This window comes from Cohnella fermenti, from assembly GCF_004801405.1.
In the GTDB taxonomy this organism is placed as follows: domain Bacteria; phylum Bacillota; class Bacilli; order Paenibacillales; family Paenibacillaceae; genus Cohnella; species Cohnella fermenti.
In genome coordinates, this window is sequence record NZ_SSOB01000003.1 from 15152 (window position 1) to 31266 (window position 16115).

Here is a 16115-nt window from a genome sequence, read left to right on the forward strand (position 1 = left end):
GATACGAATGGCCTTGACGCTTAGCTTGTTGGATCAGAGCTTGATAGCCCCCGGCGACACGGCGGAGCAAGCGCTGCGGAATACGATCGAGATCGCGAAGCTGGCCGACCGGCTCGGCTATCATCGCTTCTGGGTATCCGAGCACCACGATTCGGATCAACTGGCCGGCTCTTCGCCGGAGGTGCTGCTCTCGCATCTCGCCGCGGTCACGCAGCGGATAAGGCTCGGCTCGGGAGGCGTCATGCTTCAGCACTACAGCCCGTACAAGGTGGCCGAGAACTTCAACCTGCTGTCGGCGCTTGCGCCGGGGCGCATCGATCTCGGCATCGGGCGGGCGCCGGGCGGGCTGCCGAACTCCACGAGGGCGCTGCAGCGCGGCGTTACGGAGCCGATCACGCTTAACGAGAAGCTGGCGGAGCTGGAGCGCTACCTGAGCGGTTCGCTGCCGGAGGATCATCCGCTGGCCGGCATCAAGGTGACGCCGAAGCCGGAGGTCGCGCCGGACTTGATTCTGCTCGGCGCCAGCGTCGCCAGCGCGGAGTTGGCCGCGGAGCTCGGGCTGCCGTATGTGTTCGCGCTGTTCATCAACAGCGACCTGGACGTGGCGGAGCAGGCGCTGACCGTCTATCGGGAGCGGTTCGATCCGGCGAAAGGGACGGCGCCGCGCGCGCTGCTGGCGCTCTCGGTGCTCGTCGCCGAGACGGAAGCGCAGGCGGCGGAGCTGGCCGAGGAGCTGAAGAACGTGAAGATCAAGCTCGAGAGCGGCCGCACGGTGACGGTGGGCACCCTCGAGCAGGCGGCGGAGTTCGTTCGTCAGGCGAATGAGCCGTACGAGATCGAGGTGAAGGAAGCGGACGTGACGAAGGGGACGAAGGATCAGGTGCGCGCTCGGCTGCTTGAATTGCAGGCCCGCTACGAGGTCGACGAATTCATCGTCACGACGGCGATCAAGGGCTTCGACTTGCGGAAGCGCTCCGTCGAGCTGCTGAGCGAAGCGTTCGCGCCGATCCCGCAGACGTAGGACGCAGGAGGGGATACGGATGAGCCGAAGCTTGGCCGAGATTGTGCAGCGGGAGGTGTTCGAGGCGAAGCTGGTCGCCATACGGCGGCAGCTTCACGCGAACCCCGAGCTGTCGCACGAGGAATTCGCCACGACCGAATCCATTCGGGGATGGCTTGCGGAAGCGGGCATTCGGCTTCTCGATTATTCGCTCCGCACCGGTGTGATCGCCGAGATCGGCGGAGCGAAGCCGGGGCCGACGATTGCGTTGAGGGCCGACATCGATGCGCTGCCCGTTCAAGAGGACACGGGGCTTCCGTTCGCCTCCAGAGCACCGGGCAGGATGCACGCGTGCGGCCATGATTACCACACGGCCTCGCTGATCGGGGCCGCTTACCTGCTGAAGGAACGGGAGAGTGAGCTGGGCGGCACCGTCAGGCTCATCTTCCAGCCGGCGGAGGAGAAGGCGAAGGGTGCGCTCGAAGTGATCGCGAGCGGTGCGCTGGACGGCGTCAGCGCCGTCTACGGCCTTCATAACAAGCCGGACCTGCCGGTCGGCACGATCGGCATCAAGGAAGGGCCGCTGATGGCGGCGGCGGACGGCTTCGTGGTTGAGCTGACCGGCGTCGGCAGCCATGCGGCGGTGCCGGAAGCGGCGGTCGATCCGGTCGTGGCGGCGGCGCACCTCGTGACGGCGCTGCAGACGATCGTCAGCCGCAACGTGGGCCCGCTCGAGAGCGCCGTCATCAGTGTGACGCGCCTTCATACCGGCACGTCGTGGAACGTCATTCCGGAGAAGGCGCTGCTCGACGGGACGATCCGCACGTTCGATCCGGCCATAAGAGACCGGGTGCGGGAGCGGTTCGAGCAGGTAACGGCGGGAATCGCCGCCTCGTTCGGCGTATCCGCGGCGGTGAAGTGGATCGACGGCCCTCCGGCGGTGCACAACGACAAGGAGCTGGCGGAAGCCGCCAAGGCGTCGGCCCGCAGCGTCGGTCTGCAGGTGCTGGAGCCGACGCCGTCGCCGGCAGGGGAAGACTTCGCGTTCTATCAACGCGTGGTGCCGGGGGCGTTCTTCTTCATGGGCACGTCGGGGCCGCGGGAATGGCATCACCCCGCATTCGACGTCGACGAGCGGGCGCTGCCGCTGACGGCTGCCTTCCTTGCCCGGTTGGCGGAAGACCATTTGATCCCAAACCAGATAAGGAGTGAAGAGCCATGAGCCTTAGCGAGAACGAGATCAACCGTTATTTGGATACCCATGCTGTACTGGAAGCGGCGATCGCGGGCTTGACCCCGCAGCAGCTCCGGTGGAAGGAGGCGGCGAACAAGTGGAGCGTGAATGAGGTGCTGACGCATCTCGCGGATCACAATATCGTCGTCTCGTTCCGCATTCGCGAGATTCTGTCGGGTTCGCCCGAGCGGCTGCCCGCCTTCCGGCAAGACCCGTGGGTGGAGGGGCAGCGAGGGAACGAGGCTGCGGCAGACGAGCTTCTGGCCTTCTACCGTTCTCTGCTCGCATACAACGCGCAATTGTTCCGGAGGCTGCCTGCGGAAGACGGGCAGAAGACGGCGGTGAACGCCAAGGGAGACGTCGTGACGCTTGCGCAGGTCGTCCGCTCCTTCGTCGAGCATGTCCACCATCATCTCGGCCAGATCGACCGAATCAAGCGGGCGCTGCCTGCCGAGCTTCCCGCCGCTGCGGACGCAGGCGCCGCGGTTCTCATCCGCGATGCGAAGGAGGAGGACCGCGAGGCGCTGCGGAGCGTTCTGGTCGCGGCCTACGAGCAGTATGCCGGCGATATCCCTCACCGCTGGGAGGAGTACAAGGAGTCGATATTGGCCTCCGTCGACGGGGGCAGCCCGAAGGCGAGGCTCGTCGCCGAACGGAACGGGGAGATCGTCGGCAGCGCGCTGCTCTTCGGCTCCTCGGAAGAAGCGTACGGGAACCCGGAGCTTAACATCCGCAATCCGATCGTAAGGCTGCTCGCCGTCTCCCCGGCCCATCGGGGCCAGGGCATCGCGACCGCGATCCTGCGCGAGAGCGCGAGAAGGGCGGCCGAATGGGGCGCGGATACGCTGCATCTGCACACGTCCGACGTGATGGCTCCGGCCGTCCGCTTGTACGAATATCTCGGCTTCGAGCGGGATCACGATAAGGACGTGCAGCAAGGGGACATTCTCGTGAAGAGCTACAAGCTGCATGTGAGAGAGAAAGTTATCCAATAGCGAAGATTATCCAATACAGGGAGGAACGATGGCCATGGCAGGGAAAAAACTGAAGCTCGGAGCATTGATTCACGGCGTCGGAGGCAACATCTCGGCCTGGAGGCATCCGGAGGTTCCGACGGACGCGAGCGTGAACTTCGACTTCTACAAGAGTCAGGCGCGGAAGGCGGAGGAAGGCAAGTTCGATCTCGTGTTCATCGCGGACGGCTTGTACATCAACGAGAAGTCGATTCCCCACTTCCTGAATCGCTTCGAGCCGCTGACGATTCTGTCGGCGCTGGCGGCCGCCACGGAGAAGATCGGGCTTGTCGGCACGCTGTCGACCTCGTACGCCGAGCCGTTCACGGTCGCGCGGCAGTTCGGTTCGCTCGACCATATCAGCGGCGGCCGCGGCGGCTGGAACGTCGTGACCTCGCCGCTCGAGGGCTCGGCGCTGAACTACGGCCGCGAGAAGCACCCGAGCCACGACGAGCGCTACGAGATCGCCGAGGAATTCCTGCAGGTCGCGCGCGGCCTGTGGGACTCGTGGGAGGACGACGCCTTCGTGCGGAACAAGGAGAGCGGCGTCTTCTTCGATCCGGCGAAGCTGCACACGCTGAATCACAAGGGCAAGCACTTCTCCGTTCAAGGTCCGCTGAACATCGCCCGCTCCAAGCAGGGGCACCCGGTCGTGTTCCAGGCGGGCTCCTCCGAGAGCGGCAAGAGCCTGGCGGCGAAGGGAGCGGACGCCGTGTTCACCGGCCACGAGACGCTGGAGGAAGCGAAGGCGTTCTACCGCGACGTGAAGCGCCGGACCGTGGAACAGGGCCGCTCGGCGGACGATATCGTCATCCTGCCGGGCATCGGCCCGATCATCGGCCGGACGGAGGCGGAGGCGGAGCGCAAGTACGAGGAGATCGCCGGCCTCGTCTCGATCGAGAACGCGCTGAACTACCTGGGGCGGTTCTTCGAGCACTTCGACTTCTCGCAATTCCCGCTCGACGAGCCGTTCCCCGATATCGGGGACCTCGGCAGCAACAGCTTCCGCAGCGGAACCGACAAGATCAAGAAGCAGGCGAAGGAGAAGGGGCTGACGCTTCGCCAGGTCGCGCTCCAGGCGGCGACGCCGCGAGGCGAATTCTTCGGAACGCCGGAGCAGGTCGCGGACCGGATTCAGCTCTGGTTCGAGGAAGGCGGCGCGGACGGCTTCATCATCCATTCCAACATCCCGAGCGGACTGACGGACTTCGTCGAGCTGGTCGTGCCGATTCTTCAGGAACGCGGAATCTATCGCACCGAATACGAGGCCGACACGCTGCGCGGCAACCTCGGCCTGCCGATTCCGGCGAACCGCCATACGTTAGAGAACGTTCGCGGCTGATCCGCCGCTGCCCCGTCTCCCGAATAAAGTCGACTCTTCTCCTGTTCGCAGGGGAACGAGCTCGGCTTTTTTTGCGCAAAATATCGAAGACAACCTCCGTGAAATATGGTTATAATGGCTATCAACAAACGATCGGCCGGGGGGAGGGGGGAGCGAACGGTGAAGGAGAAGCTGCTGAAGCTGGTCATGGACCGGAAGTTTTTCACGAAGATTTTCGTCTCGATTACGATTGTCGCCTTCATCGGCGTGTTCAGCATCGCCTTCGTTTACCAGCAATACTTCCGCCGGGTGCTGACGGACAACGAGATCTACCGGGTGCAGCGTTCGATCGACCAAGCGGGCCTCAACCTGGACAACCAGATGTACCGGATCGTGAGCAATGTCCACTACTTCTTCGAGTATTCGGGCAACGAGAACCGCTTCATGAAGCTGCGCACAGACGGCTCCGCGGAAGCGGGAGAGGATAAGAGCTGGGCGGAGAATACGCTGGGCGCTTATCGCATGCAGTACTCGAGCGAGCTGGAGTCGGCGTTCTTCCTGCTGCGGGATCGCCGGGACGGAGGGAACGAGACGCTGTTCCACGACCCCGAATTGGACCCGGTGCCGGACATGGACTATCGCGAGATGAGCTGGTACCGGGACTTCATCGCCGGGAGCGTCAACTTCTGGTCGGAGCCGACGCAGGAGCTGCTGTTCTATCAGGACCGTTCGATGACGACGATTTACCTGACGATGGCGCGTTACGATGCCGAAGGGCGGGACGGCATTCTCGTCATCCGGCTGAACGGCAAGATGTTCAACGACGCCTTCCGGCTTCTGGTGACGAGAGACCTGAACATCGAGCTGCTGAACGCATCCGGGCAGAGCGTCTATTCCTCGTTCGCCCCGTCCGAAGCCTACGATTCGGAGGACGACATTCGGATGGATTCCACGCTGAGCCAGAGCGGATTCCGCATCCAGGCGCACATTCGGAAGTCGTATATCGAGCAGACGGTGAGCAAAATCAAGATTTTGCAGCCGTTTGTCCTCGTACTGGTCGTCCTGATGACGCTGGCCATCTCGGCCATTCTGTCGCTCTCGCTTGTCCGGCCGATCAAGAAGCTGCTCCGGCTGATGAAGCAGGCGGAGCTTGGCGATCTGGACGTCCGCTTCAACGGGAAGTTCACGGACGAGGTGGGCGTGCTCGGCAACGGCTTCAACCGGATGCTCGCCACGATGACCGATTCCATGGAGAAGGCGCACCGGGCGGAGATGGACAAGCTCAGCGCCGAGGTGAAGCAGAAGGACGCGACGATGCATGCGATGCAGAACCAGATCAACCCGCACTTCCTGTACAACACGCTCGAGGTGATCAACTGCCAGGCCATCATCCACGAGGTGCCGAGCGTCAGCCGGATGAGCAAGGCGCTGGCGGACTTCTTCCGCTATTCCGTCGATAACCCGATGGCGGAGGTCGAGCTGCGGGTGGAAGCGGCGCACGTCGCGACCTACCTGGACATCCAGCACGAACGGTATCCGGATATCGAGATCGACATGGACGGCTTGAACACCTTCGGCGACTATCCGATTCCGAAGCTGACGCTTCAGCCGGTGGTCGAGAATGCGTTTAAGTATGCTTTTCAGGGTAGCCGCGATTATTACCTGCGGATTTACGCCGAGGATGCGGGCCCGGATTCGTACGCCTTGTTTGTGGAAGACAACGGGGAAGGGATGGACGAGGAGCGGCTGGAGGCGATCAATCGCCGATTCGAGTCGGTAACCGGCGATTCCGGGGTCGGAATCGGCCTCGCGAATGTGCACGATCGGCTGCGCCTCAAGTACGGAGCCGACTATGGCCTGACGATGCAAGAATCGATGTCCGGGGGCATCCTCGTTCGAATACTGCTGCCCAAGAGGAGGGGGAACGCATGAGAATTCTGATCGTTGAAGACGAAGCCGTCATTCGCAAGGGGATTATCAAGCTGCTCGAGAACAGCCATATTGCGATTACCGGGATCGAAGAAGCGAAGAACGGCGAGGAGGCGCTGGCCGCCGTCTCCCGCACGAAGCCCGACCTGATCATTACGGATATCCAGATGGCGGTGATGGACGGCCTCGACCTGATCGAGAATATTCGCCGTTCCCATGCCGAGATCGAGCTGATCGTGCTGACCGGCCACGCGGATTTTCACTATATCCAGCGAGCGCTTCGCAACCAGGTGGCCGACTACCTGCTGAAGCCGATCACGCAAGAGGGGCTGAATGAGGTACTCTCGAAAACGCTGCTGAAGGACCCCGCCAAGTGGACGTCCCGGATGGACAACGATACGATTCGGGAGATGTCGGGCGCGGCGGCGGGGCTGGCGAAGGATGTGCTGGCGGAGAACCGGGGGGAGATGCGCCGCAGGCTCGACAGTTGGTTCGGCTTCTGCCGCGGCAAGGGCTATTCCTGGACGGAGCTGAAGCGGATCATGGGCCACTTCGAGCTGTTGTTCCGCTCCGAGCTGTATCTCGTGCTGAAGGAATACCCGCAGGATTCCTCCCTGGACAGCCAGCGCCCGGCCGCCTCCGCTCATGAATTGCAGAGTTACTGGGAACATTATCTGGAACAGTTGATCGCCTCCGTCGCGGAGAAGCGATCGCCGAGGAACAAGCGGGTCGTGGACGACGCCATTCGGCAGATGGAAGCCCAATACGGGGACAAGGAGCTGAACCTGCAGGCGCTTGCCGACCGCTCCGGCGTAAGCTCGGCGTACATGAGCAAGATGTTCCGCGAGATCATGGGAAGGCCGATCACCCAGTACCTGAACGAGCTTCGGCTGGAGAAGGCGCGGCTGATGCTGCTGGAGCAGCCGGAGATCAAGATCGCGGCGGTTGCGGACGAGTGCGGATTCAACGATTATCCGTACTTCTCCAAGGTGTTCAAGAAGCATTACGGCATCTCGCCGCTCGAATACAAAGAGAAGAACTGAAGGGGCGATTCCCTGCAACCGCATACTTGCATGTGACAAATCTTGACGTCAAGGTTTGTTTTTTTTGTTTGGACAACCGATTTAGTTGCGAGAAGACAAGAACCGGTGTCAGAGTACATTGTTGAAACCCTTTGCAACAACTAGAATTTGTTTTGTACCTCGGCTGACATGTCAGGTTTGAAGCACAAACGGCGTTGAAGTCCTATCGGTGGATGAACTCATCATGATTAACCAGAGAAGGGGAGAACGACATTGGCTAAGAAAATCATGCAAATCGCGGCGGCATCCGTCCTGACCGTCTCGCTGGCAGCTTGTTCGAACGGAGGGAACAACGAGGCATCCCCCAGCGCGAGCGAGAGCCCGAGCGCGTCCGGAGTCGCGGCGCCTTCCGAATCGGGCGCAGGCTCGACGGCTACGCTCGCCGAGTGGGGCCAGACGATCAAGAGCAAATACGACGGCACGGAGATCAACCTGGCGTTCGCGAGCCATCCCTCGACGGATTCCTTCCAGAAGATGACGAAGGAATTCGAAGACTTGACCGGCATCAAGGTCAAGTGGGAGGTCATGGAAGAGGGCTATCTGAAGAACAAGCAACTGCTTGACTTCACGGGCCGCACCGGAACGTACGACGTGCTCATGGTCGACGGCTTCTGGATGAGCGAATACGGCGCCAAGAAGGTCGTCGAGCCGCTGGACGATCTGATCGCGGACAAGACGCTGACTCCGGAGTGGTTCGACTACGAGGACATCGTGCCCGCTTACCGGAACGGCATCAGCAAGTACGAAGGCGTGACCTACGGCATTCCGACGGCCGGCGAGACCCGGTTCATCGCTTACCGCAAGGACCTGTTCGAGAAGTACGGCAAGGAGCCGCCGAAGACGATGGACGAGTTCCTCGAGCTGGCGCAGTTCTTCAACGGCAAGGAAGACGGGCTCTACGGCGTCTCGATGCGCGCCCAACGCGGCACGCACGCAGCCTCCGGCCTGCTGAGCATCCTGTACAACTTCGGCGGCGGCTTCCTCGACCAGAAGACGGGCAAGGCGACGATGAACGATCCGAAGACGGTCGAAGCGATGCAGTTCTACGTCGATCTGCTCAAGAACGCGCCGAAGGACGTCAGCTCTTATACGCATGAAGAGGCGCTGTCCGCGTTCACGACGGGCAAGGCTGCGATGTGGCTGGACGCGACGGCGCTGGCGAACCGGATTCTCGATCCGAGCAGCTCGCAGGTCGCGGACAAGGTCGCCTTCGTGCCGACGCCGGAAGGTCCCGCAGGACGCGCAAGCGCGCTGGCCGGCTGGAACATGTCGATCTCCTCGCTCTCCAAGAAGCAAGAAGCGGCATGGGCGTTCGTCGTCTATATGAACAGCAAGGAGAAGGCGAAGGAATACGTGCAAGGCGGCGGCGTGCCGGTCCGCACGTCCGTCTACCAGGACGCCGAGCTCGCGGCGGCGAACATCTCCTACCCGGTGCAGCTCGAAGCGCTTAACGACGCGAACGTGCTCGTCGAGCAAGGAATCTCCTGGATTCCGCCGAGCCCGAAGCTTGGCCAGATTCTCGACCGCGTCGGCTACTACGTCAGCGCCGCGATGTTCGGCGAGATGACCGTCCAAGAGGCGGCCGACAAGGCGCAGAAGGAAGTCGCGGACATTACCGGCGAGTAAGGATAAGGAGCCGGCCCTGCGCTGCGCTCACAACCGCAACAACAAACCGACACCAAGACCGACACCAAGACCGACACCAAGACCAGAAACAGCTTAACCGCCCGGGCGGCTCGCGAGAGCCGTTCGGACGGCCTCCGGAAAGGAGAGAACCAATCGATGCTTCGCCGTTATTTCCACAACCGGCCGCACCTCGTCTATATCGGACCGGCCATCTTCATCCTCGGAATCTTGACGTTCGTTCCTACGATTTTCCTCTATGGGCTGAGCTTGACCAACTATGAGCTGGGCTACCAAGACTTCAAGTTCATCGGGCTCGACAACTTCGTCCGCCTGTTCTCCGGGCAGGACCCGGAATTCTGGTATTCCGTGCGCATCAGCCTTGGGTTCATGATCATCGTCACGGCCATCGAGCTGCTGCTGGGCTTCGGTCTCGCCGTCCTGCTCGACAGGGAGTTCAAGCTCAAGCCGCTGGCCTTCGCCTGCCTGATCGTGCCGATCGCCATGACCCCAAGCATCACGGGCCAGATCTGGAAGCTTATGCTCAATGCGGAGAACGGCGTCGTCAATTACCTGCTGAGCTTCGTCGGGGGCAAGGTTATCTGGCTGTCGGCCGACAATGCCTTCCTCTCGACCGTAATGGTTGACGTCTGGCAGAACACGCCGTTCGTCGCCCTCATCATCTACGCCGGCATGCGTTCGCTTCCGTCCGAGCCGTATGAGGCGGCGGCCATCGACGGCGCGAACCGGACGCAAGTGTTCCGTTACATCACGATGCCCTTGCTGCTGCCGATGATTCTGCTCGCCGTCGTCTTCCGGGCGATCGATTCGCTCAAGACGTTCGACATTCCGTACTCGCTGACCCAGGGCGGGCCCGGAAGCTCCACGGAATTCCTCAGCATGCACGTGTACCGGCTCGGCTTCGCGCAGACCGGCTGGGTCGGCCGCTCGGCCGCCGTCTCGGTTGTCCTGCTTGTCCTGATCACGGTCATCAGTTGGCTGCTTATTCGCGCCTATCGGAAGGGAGTGGAGAACCGGGGATGAGCACCTACGGAAGCAAAAAACTCGGGATCGGAACCGGTCTCCTGCTGCTTGTCGTCTGCATCCTGTGCATCTTCCCGATGTTCTGGATGATTCTCGTCAGCCTCAAGTCGAAGGCTCTCACATACGACTCGAGCGTCTGGTTCTTCTCGCCGACGTTCGAGAACTACAAGGCGGTGTTCGAGAACCGCAATGCCGTCGACTACTTGAAGAACAGCGCCATCGTCGTTGTGCTGACCACGATTGTCTCGATCTTCATCGGCGGCATGGCCGCGTACGGCTTCGCTCGGTTCGAGTTCAAGAAGAAGGAGAACCGCGCTTTCTGGGTGCTCAGCCTGAGAATGCTGCCGCCGATGGCTTCCGTCATTCCGCTGTTCGTCATGGCGAGCCTGATCGGCGTGCTCGACACGCACCTTGTGCTGATTGTCGCCTACATGCTGTTCAACATTCCGTTCACCATCTGGATGATGCGCAGCTTCTTCGAAGAGATTCCGGTCGCACTCGAGGAAGCGGCCTTCGTGGACGGAGCGTCGCGCTTCCGCGTGTTCGTGCAGATCATTCTTCCACTCGCTGTTCCGGGGCTGATCGCTACCGCGATTTTCTGCATCATCAATTCGTGGAACGAATTCGTCTTCGCCCTGTTCCTGACGAGCTCGCATGCGAGCACGCTGCCGACAACCGTAACGCTGTTCCTGTCCGTGTCCGGTGTCGCTTGGGGCGAGATGTCCTCGATCGGGGTCGTCACCATCCTCCCAATGCTGATCTTCGCGATGGTCGTGCAGAAGTACATGATTCGCGGGCTTACGTTCGGCGGGGTTAAATAAACCGTTATATTATCTCGTTCAACTTCACATCATGGAAGGGCGATGGATCACATGTCGAAAATCAAAATGGGTATCGTAGGAGCAGGAACGTGGGGGGAGACTCATGCCTTCATCTATAACGATCATCCGAACGCCGAATTCGCGGCGATCTGCGATCTGAACCGCGAACGCGCCCTGGCGCTCGCCGCCAAGTTCAACCTGCCCGAATCGGCGGTCTATTCCGATCACGGAGAGATGCTGCGCTCGGCGGACATCGACGCGGTGGCGATCGTGACGCCGGACTTCGCCCACACCCGCATCGCCGTCGACTGCGCGAATGCGGGCAAGCACTTCATTATCGAGAAGCCGCTGACGACAAGCCGCGAGGAAGCGCTCGAGATTCTCGAAGCGGTGAAGCGCAACGGCGTGCGCATGATGGTCGACCTGCACAGCCGTTGGAGCCCGCTGTTCGCCATTCCGAAGCAATCGATCGTCGACGGGGATATCGGAGAGCCGTACAGCGCGTATTACCGGCTCAACGACATCAAGTGGGTCGCCACCGACCTGCTGCCGTGGGCGGCGCGCTCGTCGATCCTCTGGTTCCTCGGCTATCACAGCGTGGACGTGCTTCGCTGGCTGTTCGACGACGAGGTTGAACGGGTGTACTCGGTGTCCCGCGCCGGCGTCCTGAAGGATCTCGGCGTCGACACGACCGACGTCTACCAGACGATTCTCGAGTTCCGCAAGGGCGGCATCGCGACGATGGAGAACGGCTGGATCACGCCGAACACGAACCCGAACGTGAACGACATGAAGCTGAACATCACCGGCACGAAGGGCATGTTCAACATCGACCCGACGCACAGCCAGATGCTCGAGCGCTTCACGGAGACGAAGGCGGATCGGCCGGACCTGCTCGTGCGGCACTTCATCCACGGCAAGCCGAAGGGCTTCGCATACGAGAGCATTCGCCACTTCGTCGACCAGCTCATCACCGGCGAGCCGTTCCTCGTCTCGACGGACGATGCGTTCAACACGACGATGGTCATTCTCGCCATCATGGAATCGGCCCGCACCCGCCAGCCGGTCGTCGTTCAATACTAGTAAGGCAGCGGAGGCTTCGCCGAATTCGGCGGAGCCTTCTTGTCCTATGTCGTGGCGACATCTCCTTTCTGCACATTATGTCTCTTCTCCCCTTGGATCAGGAACCTCATCTCCTCGCGGATCACGTCCTCCGCGCGGCAACTTTATTTGACAGATCCACGCCCCAACCGGAGCGGCGATAGGCGCGTGGAGGGCCCAAGATGAGTCGCCATTACTCAAGTGCGGGCGTCCGCGCGGGCAGGGTGGGTGCAGATGAGTAACCACGCCCCAACCGGAGCGACGATAGGCGCGTGGAGGGCCCAAGATGAGTCGCCATTACTCAAGTGCGGGCGTTCGAGCAGGCATGGTGTGCAGATGAGTAACCACGCCCCAACCGAAGTGGCGGCAGGCACGTGGAGGGCCCAAGATGAGTCACCATTACTCAAGTGCGGGCGTCCGAGCGGGCATGGTGGGTGCAGATGAGTAACCACGACGCAACTGGAGCGGCGATAGGCGCGCTGAGGGTCCGAGATGAGTCGCCACGACTCAACCGAAGCGACGATAGGCGCGCAGAGGGACCAAGATGAGTCGCCATTACTCAAGTGCCGCCGAGTGTTCCCTGCTCATCTCTACCTGAGCGAGAGGGAGAAGAGACATAATGCCGGAAGAGGGGGATATGGTGCTGCGAAAGGAGGGGGTGCGAGAGGGTGGGCTGCGGACAATGGTTGCGAGGCGGCGGAGCGGCGGTTCTGACGTCCCGGAATACCGCTGCCGTCCAGATGCTCTCCAACCATGCCCTCCAGCCAAGCTTGCCAGCCATGAATAAAGGATGATATAACCAAGGTAATCATCAATCAACGATTGGCGAGGCGGCGGAAGTGGCGGCCGCCTCGTCGTCATGCGAGGAGGAGTACCATGAGCGACATGATGAGTCAAGTCCGCGAGGCGGCGGCGCGTATGCCCGGAGCCGTCTTCGCTTCGCTGGACATCGATCCCGTGCTGATCGAAGTCGGGGCCATTGCCCGCGTCGCGCCGTACTTGAGCGGCAAGGGCTTCAAGCGGGTCGGCCTGGTTGCCGACCGGACGACATACGCGATTGCGGGCGAGGCGCTCGAAGCCGCCATCGCCGGCAGCGGAGTTCAAGTGCAGTCGACGCTGATCGCCCCGAACGCCCAAGGCGACGTCATTGCGGACGAGGCTTCGCTTGTCCAGTTGATACTCGACGCCAAGAGGTTCGGCGCGGAGGTCATTCTGGCCGTCGGCTCGGGAACGCTGCACGACATCGCCCGGTTCACGGCCTACGCGATCTCCGTGCCGTTCGTCTCCGTGCCGACGGCGCCTTCGGTCGACGGCTTCAATTCGGTCGGGGCCCCGCTTATTCTGCGCGGGGACAAGACGACGATCCAGACGATCGGCCCCATCGCGATCTTCGCCGACCTGGACATTCTGACGAAGGCGCCGGCACCTCTCGTGGCGGCGGGCTTCGGCGACATGCTCGGCAAGTTCACGTCGCTGTTCGATTGGAGCTTCGGGCGGGCTGCGGCGGGCGAGATCTATTCCGACGTCGTGGCGGACATGACGCGAAGGGCGCTTGAGAAGTGTGTCGCGAACGTGGAGGCGATTGCGGAGCGGACGCCGGACGGCATTCGCGTGCTCACGGAAGCGCTGGTGGAGTCCGGCTTCGCGATGCTTCTGCTCGGACAATCCCATCCCGCCTCGGGGGCGGAGCATCATCTGTCGCATTATTGGGAGATGGAATTCCTGCGGACGGGGCGCAAACAGATTTTGCACGGAGCGAAGGTTGGAGTCGCCTGCGGAGTGATCGCGGATCGGTACAAGAGATGGGCGGACGAGGGGCCGCTGCCGTCGCTGCCGGCGGAGAAGCAGGCCGAGATTCGGGAAGCGCTGGCGGCGATTCCGCCCGCCGACGTCATCAAGGGCTGGCTGCGGAAGATCGGCGGTCCGGCCGAGACGGAGGAGCTTGGCGTCAGCGAAGAGCTTCTGGCGCGAAGCCTGAAGGAAGCCCATCGCATCCGGCCGAACCGCTTCACCTTGCTGCGCGCCTATAATGAGAGCCGCTGACGGGGGAGGCTCGCCGTCCCCCTCAGCCCGAGTTCTCCTGAAGCTTCAGCTTGAACTGCTTCGGCGAGCAGTCGTTGTACCGGCGGAACATATCGTAGAAGTGGCCGATGTTCGTGAAGCCGACCGATTCGGCGATCTCGGCGATGCTTAAGGAGTCGTTCGTGAGCAGGAGCTGCTCCGCTTTCTTGATGCGCTTGAGCACAACGAAGTCGGTGAACGACATGCCGACGCCCTTCTTGAACGTCTTGATAAAGTGAGTATAGCTCATGTTCACCAGCCTGCTGGCATCGGCGACCGAGATTCTCTCGTCCAGGCGCTCCTCGACGTAAGCAAGAGCGGGCTGGAGCCGCGTCAGCAGGCTGTTGTTGCTGTAATGAAGCTGCTGCCGGGCGTCGCTGCGCAGAAGCTGCAGCAGCATGCTCTTGATCGCGGAGGAGACGGCGAGCTCGTAGCCGACCCTGCCCTCGTTCATCTCGTCGTAGATCTCCCGAATAAGCTCCTCGATCCTCCGCCTCACGTCGTCATTTTCCCGGAAAATATAATTGACCGAGCTAAGCGGCCGGATCACCTCGGAGAAGTGCTGCATGCTGCTGAGCGTGCTGGGGTCCCAGTACTTGCGCAGGTCGATCTGGAACACGATGTAGCTCAAGCCTTCCATGCTCGTCTGCAGGGTGGTGTGGGGCTCGGACGAGCCGAACACGACGACGTCGCCCGGTCGCAGCGCCATCCTCTCCTCCTTGCAGAACACCGTCAGTTCGCCGCTTAGGACAAGCAGGAATTCGACCTCTTCGTGATAGTGCCAGCCGGAGTAGCGGGATTGTTGCCAATTCTGTTCAATCCTCATGCGAAGCTCGTCGGAAACCCGATGCTCGGCGGGACCGTCGATCTGCCAGATTCGGATGGCAAGGAACGGATTCTGATAGACGACGTGCTCGTAACGCATGTCCGGGTACATGGCGGCAGCTCTCCTCCTAGGAAGCACAATTCGCAGAATTACGTAAGAGTAGATTAGCATAGATAGTACTTCGAGAACAGGGGATAACACAATTCCGGATAAAATGCATCTCAATTGCAATCGCCCGCTGAGAACGCTTTCCCTACAATGAAGGAGAAATGAACAACCTATGGCGAGGTGTGAACATGAGCACGAATGTGAATGTAACGATCTGGAATGAATATCGACACGAGAAGACGAACGAGAAGGTCGCTTCCGTCTATCCGAACGGAATGCACGCGGCGATTGCGGAAGGACTGGAGACGACCGGCACGATCCGGACGGCGACGCTGGACGAGCCCGAGCACGGCCTCACGGCCGACGTTCTTAACGATACCGACGTTCTCATCTGGTGGGGACATATGGCGCACGGAGACGTGAGCGACGAGATTGTCGAGCGGATGCATCGGCGGGTGCTTGAGGGCATGGGGCTGGTTGTGCTTCATTCGGGGCATTTCTCGAAGATTTTCAAAAAGCTCATGGGGACATCGTGCGATCTGAAGTGGAGAGAGGCGAACGAGAAGGAGCGCATCTGGGTCGTCAACCCGGCTCATCCGATCGCGGACGGCATTGGCGAGTACATCGAGCTTCCGCATGAAGAGATGTACGGCGAGCACTTCGACATCCCGCAGCCGGACGAGCTCGTGATGGTGAGCTGGTTCGAGGGCGGAGAAGTGTTCCGCAGCGGCTGCTGCTACTCCCGCGGCGCGGGCAAGATCTTCTACTTCCGCCCCGGCCACGAGACCTACCCGACGTATTACAACCCGCAGGTTCGCCGCGTCATCAGCAACGCCGCCAAGTGGGCGGCTCCGGTGAAGCGCGAATACCCGACATACGGCAACGCGAAGCCTCTCGAGGAGATTCGGTCTGAGCTATCGCAAAAATAACGCATTAAAAGAACCGTCAGGGG

13 protein-coding genes are annotated in these 16115 nt (G+C 61.3%); 12 read left to right on the plus strand and 1 reads right to left on the minus strand.

The annotated features are described in order from the left end of the window. The first annotated feature begins 7 nt into the window (after positions 1 to 7). The 11 genes from E6C55_RS02980 to E6C55_RS03035 all read left to right on the plus strand — a co-directional run bounded on the left by E6C55_RS02980 (position 8) and on the right by E6C55_RS03035 (position 14211). Positions 8 to 1021: an LLM class flavin-dependent oxidoreductase gene (locus E6C55_RS02980; protein WP_136368302.1), complete on the plus strand. Its 1014-nt coding sequence runs from the start codon at positions 8 to 10 to the stop codon at positions 1019 to 1021. 19 nt (positions 1022 to 1040) lie between these two features. Then, a complete protein-coding gene (locus tag E6C55_RS02985; protein ID WP_136368303.1) occupies positions 1041 to 2222 on the plus strand; it encodes an amidohydrolase in 1182 nt (393 codons plus the stop codon). Next, positions 2219 to 3229 carry a GNAT family N-acetyltransferase gene (locus E6C55_RS35180; protein WP_330999591.1) on the plus strand — a complete coding sequence of 337 codons (1011 nt, stop codon included), beginning with the start codon at positions 2219 to 2221 and terminating at the stop codon, positions 3227 to 3229. Before E6C55_RS02985 ends, E6C55_RS35180 begins: the two co-directional genes overlap by 4 nt. 34 nt (positions 3230 to 3263) lie before the next feature. Beyond that, positions 3264 to 4589, plus strand: a complete 1326-nt coding sequence (locus tag E6C55_RS03000) for an LLM class flavin-dependent oxidoreductase (protein ID WP_136368304.1) — start codon at positions 3264 to 3266, stop codon at positions 4587 to 4589. 159 nt (positions 4590 to 4748) lie between these two features. Further along, entirely contained in the window at positions 4749 to 6500 is a 1752-nt protein-coding gene (locus tag E6C55_RS03005) for a sensor histidine kinase (RefSeq protein ID WP_168735426.1), read from the plus strand. Next, entirely contained in the window at positions 6497 to 7540 is a 1044-nt protein-coding gene (locus E6C55_RS03010; protein WP_136368306.1) for a response regulator transcription factor, read from the plus strand. The genes E6C55_RS03005 and E6C55_RS03010 overlap by 4 nt, the downstream gene beginning before the upstream one ends. A 252-nt stretch (positions 7541 to 7792) precedes the next feature. After that, positions 7793 to 9205 (plus strand): ABC transporter substrate-binding protein, encoded by a 1413-nt coding sequence (locus E6C55_RS03015; protein ID WP_136368307.1) that lies wholly within the window; start codon positions 7793 to 7795, stop codon positions 9203 to 9205. Positions 9206 to 9361: 156 nt separating this feature from the next. After that, complete coding sequence (locus tag E6C55_RS03020; RefSeq protein WP_136368308.1) at positions 9362 to 10246, plus strand: carbohydrate ABC transporter permease; 885 nt, start codon at positions 9362 to 9364, stop codon at positions 10244 to 10246. Then, complete coding sequence (locus E6C55_RS03025) at positions 10243 to 11067, plus strand: carbohydrate ABC transporter permease (RefSeq protein WP_136368309.1); 825 nt, start codon at positions 10243 to 10245, stop codon at positions 11065 to 11067. The genes E6C55_RS03020 and E6C55_RS03025 overlap by 4 nt, the downstream gene beginning before the upstream one ends. A 51-nt stretch (positions 11068 to 11118) precedes the next feature. Continuing rightward, a complete protein-coding gene (locus E6C55_RS03030; RefSeq protein ID WP_136368310.1) occupies positions 11119 to 12150 on the plus strand; it encodes a Gfo/Idh/MocA family protein in 1032 nt (343 codons plus the stop codon). 894 nt (positions 12151 to 13044) lie between these two features. Then, positions 13045 to 14211 (plus strand): sn-glycerol-1-phosphate dehydrogenase, encoded by a 1167-nt coding sequence (locus tag E6C55_RS03035; RefSeq protein WP_136368311.1) that lies wholly within the window; start codon positions 13045 to 13047, stop codon positions 14209 to 14211. 22 nt (positions 14212 to 14233) lie between these two features. Here the strand turns inward: E6C55_RS03035 and E6C55_RS03040 are convergent, their stop codons facing one another. Continuing rightward, positions 14234 to 15166, minus strand: a complete 933-nt coding sequence (locus E6C55_RS03040) for an AraC family transcriptional regulator (protein ID WP_168735427.1) — start codon at positions 15164 to 15166, stop codon at positions 14234 to 14236. Positions 15167 to 15351: 185 nt separating this feature from the next. On the opposite strand from E6C55_RS03040, the gene E6C55_RS03045 reads away from it, so the two are divergent. Further along, the gene (locus tag E6C55_RS03045) at positions 15352 to 16092 is read left to right on the plus strand and encodes a ThuA domain-containing protein (RefSeq protein ID WP_136368313.1); all 741 of its coding nucleotides are present in this window, start codon (positions 15352 to 15354) and stop codon (positions 16090 to 16092) included. Positions 16093 to 16115 lie beyond the last annotated feature (23 nt).